This window comes from Thermococcus sp. EP1 (genome assembly GCF_001317345.1).
In the GTDB taxonomy this organism is placed as follows: Archaea; Methanobacteriota_B; Thermococci; order Thermococcales; family Thermococcaceae; genus Thermococcus_A.
In genome coordinates, this window is the sequence record NZ_JXCG01000008.1 from 71,298 (window position 1) to 78,620 (window position 7,323).

At 39.7% G+C, this 7,323-nt stretch carries 9 protein-coding genes and 1 pseudogene; 3 read left to right on the forward strand and 7 right to left on the reverse strand.

Translation table 11 applies throughout. The annotated features are described in order from the left end of the window. Nucleotides 1-23: 23 nt before the first annotated feature. A complete protein-coding gene (gene acs, locus EP1X_RS07620; RefSeq protein WP_055283295.1) occupies nucleotides 24-1,412 on the reverse strand; it encodes an acetate--CoA ligase alpha subunit in 1,389 nt (462 codons plus the stop codon). Between the two features lie 373 nt (nucleotides 1,413-1,785). On the opposite strand from acs, the gene fen reads away from it, so the two are divergent. After that, complete coding sequence (gene fen / locus EP1X_RS07625) at nucleotides 1,786-2,808, forward strand: flap endonuclease-1 (protein ID WP_055283298.1); 1,023 nt, start codon at nucleotides 1,786-1,788, stop codon at nucleotides 2,806-2,808. A 23-nt stretch (nucleotides 2,809-2,831) separates the two neighbouring features. Here the strand turns inward: fen and EP1X_RS07630 are convergent, their stop codons facing one another. The 5 genes from EP1X_RS07630 to EP1X_RS07650 all read right to left on the reverse strand — a co-directional run bounded on the left by EP1X_RS07630 (nucleotide 2,832) and on the right by EP1X_RS07650 (nucleotide 5,342). Next, nucleotides 2,832-3,731, reverse strand: a complete 900-nt coding sequence (locus EP1X_RS07630) for a transcription initiation factor IIB (RefSeq protein WP_055283299.1) — start codon at nucleotides 3,729-3,731, stop codon at nucleotides 2,832-2,834. Between the two features lie 48 nt (nucleotides 3,732-3,779). Continuing rightward, the gene (locus EP1X_RS07635; protein WP_055283301.1) at nucleotides 3,780-4,094 is read right to left on the reverse strand and encodes a hypothetical protein; all 315 of its coding nucleotides are present in this window, start codon (nucleotides 4,092-4,094) and stop codon (nucleotides 3,780-3,782) included. Further along, nucleotides 4,057-4,395 carry a DNA-binding protein gene (locus EP1X_RS07640; RefSeq protein WP_055283303.1) on the reverse strand — a complete coding sequence of 113 codons (339 nt, stop codon included), beginning with the start codon at nucleotides 4,393-4,395 and terminating at the stop codon, nucleotides 4,057-4,059. The genes EP1X_RS07635 and EP1X_RS07640 overlap by 38 nt, the downstream gene beginning before the upstream one ends. 74 nt (nucleotides 4,396-4,469) lie before the next feature. Next, nucleotides 4,470-4,922, reverse strand: coding sequence for a 30S ribosomal protein S19e (locus EP1X_RS07645; RefSeq protein ID WP_055283305.1), 453 nt, complete (start codon nucleotides 4,920-4,922; stop codon nucleotides 4,470-4,472). A gap of 3 nt (nucleotides 4,923-4,925) precedes the next feature. Then, on the reverse strand, nucleotides 4,926-5,342 hold the full coding sequence (locus EP1X_RS07650; protein WP_055283307.1) for a YhbY family RNA-binding protein: 417 nt from the start codon (nucleotides 5,340-5,342) through the stop codon (nucleotides 4,926-4,928). Between the two features lie 147 nt (nucleotides 5,343-5,489). Between EP1X_RS07650 and EP1X_RS07655 the strand changes: the two genes are divergently transcribed. Both EP1X_RS07655 and EP1X_RS07660 read left to right on the forward strand, forming a co-directional pair. Then, the gene (locus tag EP1X_RS07655) at nucleotides 5,490-5,990 is read left to right on the forward strand and encodes a type 1 glutamine amidotransferase domain-containing protein (protein WP_055283310.1); all 501 of its coding nucleotides are present in this window, start codon (nucleotides 5,490-5,492) and stop codon (nucleotides 5,988-5,990) included. 228 nt (nucleotides 5,991-6,218) lie between these two features. Continuing rightward, complete coding sequence (locus EP1X_RS07660) at nucleotides 6,219-6,929, forward strand: DUF257 family protein (RefSeq protein ID WP_055283312.1); 711 nt, start codon at nucleotides 6,219-6,221, stop codon at nucleotides 6,927-6,929. 12 nt (nucleotides 6,930-6,941) lie between these two features. Here the strand turns inward: EP1X_RS07660 and EP1X_RS07665 are convergent. Further along, a pseudogene (locus EP1X_RS07665) lies at nucleotides 6,942-7,323 on the reverse strand (AAA family ATPase); the annotation flags it as partial.

The following is a 7,323-nucleotide window of genomic DNA, read 5'->3' on the forward strand; positions in this document are numbered from 1 at the left end:
ATTATTAAAAGAAAAGAAAGAGTTCACTCTTTCCTGTGTTTCATTTTCCAGTTATGCCATCTATAAAGGGCTGAGAGTGATTTAATTGCCCTTTCTGGTTCAGGATATGCTGGAATGCCCTTCTCATTAAGTATGTCAATAGCTTCTTTAGCCTCAATTCCACCTACTATTGCAACTACAATTGGCTTCTTCTTTCCACTTGCTTCATATTCTCTGATAACTATCTCTGCAAGATCTCTTGGGTCTAAAACTGCTGTTTGACAGTAGAGAACTGCTATTGCGTGCATCTCTGGATGAGCCAAGGCATCTCTAACTGCCCCTTCATAAGCCTCAGCACCTGCCATACCTGTAAGGTCAACAGGATTCTTGTAGCTTCCAAATGGTGGCATGTGGTTTGCAAAGACTTTAAGCTCCTCTAAGTTGTCGTAAAGTTTTAATCCTTCTTCTTCAGCAGCATCAGTGGCCATAACCCCTATTCCACCACCGTTTGTGAGTATCACAACGTTATCTCCCTCTGGTTCTGGAAGGTTGGAGAGTGTTCTTGCCCAATCAAATGCCTCGCCTATTGTTAAAGCCCTTAACACACCACTTTGCTTGAATGCGGCAGTGTAGATGCTGTCAGCGCCAGCTAGTGACCCAGTGTGTGAAGCCGCTGCTTTGGCTCCTCTTTCACTTCTACCGGCTTTAATGATTATAATTGGCTTCTTCATTGAAACTCTCTTGGCAACTTCCATAAACTTCCTACCGTCCTTTACACCCTCCATATAGATTAAAATAGCACCGGTGTTTTCATCGTCTTCAAAGTATTCAAGCATGTCAGCGTCATCAAGGTCACTCTTGTTTCCTATGCTAACTACGGCTGAAAGACCAACTTTTTCAAGAATTGTCCATCCCATAAGTGCTATTCCAAGAGCACCGCTTTGGGAAACAAGGGCTAGCTTTCCTGGCATAACATCAGTTGGTCCGAATGTAGCGTTAAGCTTCGCAGGAGTATAAACAATACCAAAGATGTTTGGACCAAGAATTCTCATTCCATACTTGTGAGCTGTCTCGACTAGCTGCTGTTCAACTTTCTTGCCCTCTTCACCAAGTTCTCCAAATCCTGAACTAATTATCGGAAGAACTTTAACACCCTTCTTCCCACACTCTTCTACAACCTGTGGGACAAACTTTGCTGGTACAACTATCACCGCCATATCAACTTCATCGGGAACATCGAGAATGGTCTTGTAAACTTGGAATTTTCTTCCACTGATCTCTATTTCTCCACCTTTAACATTTACTGCATATATTTTCCCTTCATAGCCGTATTCGATGAGATTTTTCATAATAGCGTATCCTATTTTCCCTGGCTTGCCAGAAGCCCCTACAACAGCAACGCTCTTTGGTTTGAAAAGTGCTTCTATGCTCATTTCCTCCACCCCATGAACTTTACAAAGGTTAATCTGAAAAAGGAGTTATAACTTTTCCCTTATCCATTTGCCGACTTGAGTATCGGCGTTCGCTAAAGAAACCTTGAGTTTTGAACGTGGATTGGATAAAGAAAAGTTAAGCAGATACTATAAAATTGTTTCATGAGGATTTTTGAACTACTAAATTTCGAGGGATAATAGCTTTAAAGCTGGAGGACAAAAATAAGAATAGTGATACTCCTCCCACTCCAAAAATATGAAGCATACTCGATAAGCTAGTGTCAGAAGTAAAGACAAGATACTAAGAGAGGGAACCTTTTGCAATTGAGGAATTACCTTATGATTATTTACTATCCCAAAAAGGTGAGGAATAATGGGAGTTCCGATTGGTGAGTTAGTTTCAAAAAAAGAGCTGGAATTGGAAAACCTAAATGGTAGAAAAGTGGCCATAGATGCGTTCAACGCTATATACCAGTTCCTATCCACCATCAGACAAAGAGATGGTACCCCTCTAATGGATTCCAAAGGAAGGATAACCTCCCATCTCTCAGGCCTTTTCTATAGAACGATAAATCTTACGGAAGCAGGAATAAAACCTGTCTATGTCTTTGATGGGAAACCTCCAGAGTTTAAGAAGAAAGAACTTGAAAAGAGAGCCGAAGCTAGAGAAGAAGCAAGAGAAAAATGGGAATTAGCCCTTGCCAGGGGAGACTTAGAAGAGGCCAAAAAATACGCCCAACGAGCTTCAAAAGTAAATGAACTTCTAATTGAAGACGCCAAAAAACTTTTGGAACTGATGGGGATCCCTTGGGTTCAAGCTCCCAGCGAGGGAGAAGCCCAAGCCGCCTATATGGCATCTAAAGGAGATGTTTGGGCCTCGGCAAGTCAAGATTATGACTCATTGCTCTTTGGAACACCAAAACTCGTAAGGAACCTCACCATAACAGGAAGACGAAAACTACCTGGAAAAGATGTCTATATTGAGGTTAAGCCTGAATTAATACTTCTTGAAGATGTGCTGAACGGGCTGAAACTAACAAGAGAGAAACTTATTGAGTTAGCAATACTCGTTGGTACTGACTACAATCCAGGAGGAATAAAAGGATTAGGACCAAAAAAAGCCCTTGAAATAGTAAGACACTCCAAAGATCCCCTATTAAAATATCAAAAGACAAGTGATGTAGACCTATATGCAATTAAGGAATTTTTCCTGAATCCACCAGTAACAAATGAGTACAAACTAGAATGGAAAATGCCCGATGAAGAGGGGGTACTGAGATTCCTCTGTGATGAGCATGACTTTAGCGAAGAACGTGTGAAAAATGGACTTGAGAGACTCAAAAAAGCAATAAAAGCTGGAAGACAATTTACATTAGATGCTTGGTTTAAAAAATGACCTTTTTATTTTTAAAATTAAAATTAAATGGGAAGCTTTAATCCAAGCTTCTCAACCATTTCTTTGTAACGGTTTCTTACCGTTACCTCTGTTACTCTTGCCGCCTCTGCAACTTCTCTCTGAGTTCTCTTTTCTCCCTCTAGAAGGCCAGCAATGTATAAAGCAGCTGCAACCAAACCCGCAGGACTTTTTCCACTAGTAAGACCCATATTATAAGCTTGTTCCAAAAGGTCAATCGCTCTTCTTCTAGTCCTCTCACTCAAACCAAGCTCATCTGCAAACTTGTTTACATAATCAGTCGGTTTAACAAAGAGTTTCTTTGGTGTAAGGTTAAGGTTTCTAGCAATAAACCTAAAACTTCTCCCAATCTCTTTTTTATCTACTTTAGCCATATCTGCTATTTCATCCAAAGTTCTCGGAATTTTGAGTAGTCTGCATGCAGCATAAACACATGCAGCGATTACACTTTCAATTGAACGGCCCCTTATAAGTCCCTTTCTTACAGCCTCCCTGTATAGACGAGCTGATTCTTCTTCCACGTGTTTGGGCAGGTTTAGTCTTGCACCAAGCCTATCAAGCTCGCTTAATGCGAAAGCTAGGTTTCTCTCCGCAGCATCGCTTACTCTAAGCCTGCTCTGCCACTTTCTAAGACGATAAATCTTCTCTCTCATTAACCCTTTAACATTTCTGTCATACCCTATATCCGTTGAAAGACCCTTGTCGTGAAGCAATATGCTCTCAGGTGCCCCAGTTCTAGACCGTTTCTCTCTTTGAGAAGCGTCAAAGGCCCTCCACTCAGGACCCATATCAATCATGTTTTCTTGAATTACAAATCCACAACTTGCACAGATTACCTCTCCCCTCTCAGGGTCATAAACAAATTTATCAGAGCCACAAACAGGGCAAATCCTATGCTTAGTCACAATTACACCCCCACGGTCAGTAACCTTGTCAATCCTCATATATAAACCTTAAGCTTTTTCAAATCTAGTTATTGAATTGGTTATCCATTTTACATGTTCTTTTTTAAACGTAATCTTTTCCAATATCCTAACATCCTCTTCAACAATATTCACATACGCCCAGAGGAATACAGGATCTTTCTCACTTCCCACAACACGATTTCGGTAAAGAATGTCAAGTGTCCCATCACTACTTTTTCTAGCGGAAATAGGTTTCCAAATGTCCAAACTAACCTCTCCCTTATCACTGAGCGCCTTGATAATCTCCTTAATTCTCACTTTTGTTTCACCACTTAATTCTAAATTCTTTCCTCGTTCTGGCATCAATTTGAGCCAAGATCCTTTTAAGTTTTTCATCTGTGATTCTCTCATTTATCTGACCAGCCTGATAAAGCTGGACTAGTATTAACTCTACCTGTCTCGCAAGTTCTGGTCTAACCAACTTCACTCTTCCCAATCTTTCTCTCGCTTCAGGAGTTAAAATCTGCTTCATTATTGCCTGTAATTGGGCCTCTAACTCCATTTCTTGCCTTATTTGCTCCTCCTCAGCCTTCCTTTGCTCGGCAAGTCTTTTTTGAAGCTCTAAAAGCTTTTTCTTCCTAATCTCCTCTATATCTTCACCCATCCTATCACCCTCAACAAAAGTTATTTTAAAAAGTTATTGGAAAATGCTGATTAAACTCAAAAAGGGAGAAAACATCAGTACTTCTTAAGTTCAGGTATTATTTCTTCAAGTTCCTTCTTAAGCTCTGTGGCAGCCTTATCAAGGAAACTTCTTCCCTTTGGTGTGACTACTCTGCCCTCTCCAGGGATCTTTGTGATGAATCCAGCAGCCTCGAGCTGTTGAAGTGCCTTTCTAACGATACTTCCACTTCCTTTGTAAAAGTGTTCTGGTGCATGGCCTCTGTTCTTTCTTCCACCATACCATGTCCTTAATCTTTCAATGCCCACTGGTCCATCCACATAAACTTTTCTCAAAACTGAGGCTACTCTGTAATACCACCAATCGTCTTGTTCTGGTATCCTCTCCTTGTGTCTACCAGTCTTAACGAATAATGCCCATTCAGGTGGTTTTATTTCAGGTATTTCTTTTAACTTCTGAGCTACCCTCTCAACGAGTAAATCACCAGGAACATCATAAACTGTCGCCATTCTTCATTCCCTCCCTTTTTTGAACTTCTTCCTAAATTGAGCGATATCGAGTTTGATCTTCTTAACGGGTTTTTCTTCCCGTCTCTCCTTCGAGACTTCCTTAAGCTTAAGCTTCTTTAAATACTTTTCCCATCCCTCTCTGGGACGAAACAATATAAACCTTTTGCCCCTAACGTCGATGAGCTCACTATCTGTAAGCTCCGCAACCTTTTCAGCTATACCTCTCCTATCCATTTCTGTAGAAATGAGTGCGCCTTTCTTTATTTCTACCTTTAATATACCCTCTTTTTTTAGTTGAACGTTAATCTCATTGATTACACTTTCATCTAGACCTTTTTTTCCAACCCATGCTTTTGGTTCAATATCATAATATTTGGCCCGTATGGCTCTTCTCACCTTTCCGGGTAAGCGTTTCTCCATCTCTCTCACCTCTCTCTAAAGTCTCGCCCACTTTTGGACGCGAAGGTTTTTGGAAGAAGGGCTTTTTAAATCTTGCCTAACTGCTACACACCTTTGAGTAAAAATCCTTATTAAGTTTTAGTCTTTATTGGTGTAGTGGTGATTGCAATGAAAGTACTGTTTTTAACGGCAGATACGTTTGAAGATTTGGAACTTCTTTATCCACTCTACAGAATGAAGGAAGAAGGGCATGAAGTTTATATTGCAAGCAATAAAAAGGGTACAATAGTAGGAAAACACAATTATTCCGTAAATGTTGATTTAGTCTTTGATGACGTGAATCCAGATGAATTTGATGCTCTAGTTTTACCTGGAGGAAGAGCACCTGAAATTGTAAGAATATACCCCAAAGCCGTGGAAATAGCTAAAAAGATGTTTGAAGCTGGAAAACCCGTAGCAAGTATATGTCACGGCCCTCAGGTTCTGATATCTGCAGGTGTTCTTAAAGGAAGAAAAGGGACGTGTGTCGTCACAATAAAAGATGACCTCATAAACGCTGGAGCTGAATATATCGACAGTGAAGTTGTTGTCGATGGAAATTGGGTAAGCTCCAGACATCCTGGAGATATCTCTGCTTGGATGAGAGAGTTTGTAAAACTTTTGAAGTGAGTTTCTTTTTCATTATTTGGTATTTAGAAAGTCTATTTGTGGTATTCATATCGAACAATGTACCAACAATTTTATTAACTTTCGAACATAAGTGTAATTAACAAAAAAGCATTCGGACCTAAGAATGCCCAATCTCGGGTAAGAAACTTTGTGGAACCTATTGAAACTATTCGTTTCACCGCTTCCCTAAAATATTTAAACGTGGAAATACTCTGTAGGTGATTAAATATGACAAAAGAGTTTGAATTTTCGTTATGGAACTATATGAAAGACATCAAATGGGGAGAGTATGTTGTGATAAAACATACATCCAGCGATCCTACCCATCTTTTGTTCTATATATTAATACGACAACTACAGGAAGACAACACGCCATTCATCATTGTAGATGTTCTTGATAAACTCCATCTTTTCAAGACGCACTTAATGACTGCTGGAATAGACACAAGTATTGTAAATGATATTCCAGTGATAAAACTCGGAGGCATAAAACATACTGGAAATATCATGAGTTTAATTGAAAGGGTTGACATCTCCCAAGATATCCCCATATGGACAAGACACTACCGTGAAGCTCTCCATAGGGTGGAAGAACGATTCAACAATTACATCAAGATAATAGTTGGTGTCGATGCTCTGCTTCAACTCTATGAAGAGAATATTTGGGATCTTAATATTCTAATGCTTTCTGGATTTGCTAATATGCTAGGAGACAAGAGAAGTAAAGGGTTTATATTTCTAAACTACTCGACACTCAAATCTACAACTATCTTAAAACTTGAGGAGATCTTCACAAGAATTCTAAGCGTAGGATTGGAAGAAAACACGCTAACTCTGAGGATTGAGAAATCCATAAACTTCAGCGAGTATAGAAAAGAAATTAAAGTTAATGCTCAAGAACTTCAAGATTATTTAATAGGGCCAAGCCCTACAAAATAAAACTAAAAGGGGTCAAAAGACGGCCCTATCCCTCCCCTCTATTTGTTTCACTTCAGCTTTCTTTTTAGTGAACATTTCTTCAATTCTCTTGTAGTATTCTATAGTCTCCTCACTTATACTTGGGCTTACTTTCTTCAGGGCTTCTTCAAAATCCTTCATTGTAACTTTGACACGTTTTCTGATATCACTCGCCCTTGTATTAGGACTTATCTCTCCCTTTAATATTGCTCCTCTCATGGCATTAAGTGCTGCCTCTCTTACCACAGCCTCGATGTCGGCTCCTGTATATCCTTCAGTCCTTTTTGCTAGCTCTTCTAAACTAACATCTTCCGCAAGTGGGACATTTCTTGTATGAACCTTGAATATCTCAAGCCTTGCTTTTTCATCTGGTGCT

Coding starts and splice junctions, on each gene's coding strand:
- EP1X_RS07655 (WP_055283310.1), top strand. CDS start 5,490: ATGAAAGTACTGTTTTTAACGGCAGATACGTTTGAAGATTTGGAACTT.
- EP1X_RS07650 (WP_055283307.1), bottom strand. CDS start 5,342: ATGGAGAAACGCTTACCCGGAAAGGTGAGAAGAGCCATACGGGCCAAA.
- acs (WP_055283295.1), bottom strand. CDS start 1,412: ATGAGCATAGAAGCACTTTTCAAACCAAAGAGCGTTGCTGTTGTAGGG.
- EP1X_RS07640 (WP_055283303.1), bottom strand. CDS start 4,395: ATGGGTGAAGATATAGAGGAGATTAGGAAGAAAAAGCTTTTAGAGCTT.
- fen (WP_055283298.1), top strand. CDS start 1,786: ATGGGAGTTCCGATTGGTGAGTTAGTTTCAAAAAAAGAGCTGGAATTG.
- EP1X_RS07645 (WP_055283305.1), bottom strand. CDS start 4,922: ATGGCGACAGTTTATGATGTTCCTGGTGATTTACTCGTTGAGAGGGTA.
- EP1X_RS07635 (WP_055283301.1), bottom strand. CDS start 4,094: ATGCCAGAACGAGGAAAGAATTTAGAATTAAGTGGTGAAACAAAAGTG.
- EP1X_RS07660 (WP_055283312.1), top strand. CDS start 6,219: ATGACAAAAGAGTTTGAATTTTCGTTATGGAACTATATGAAAGACATC.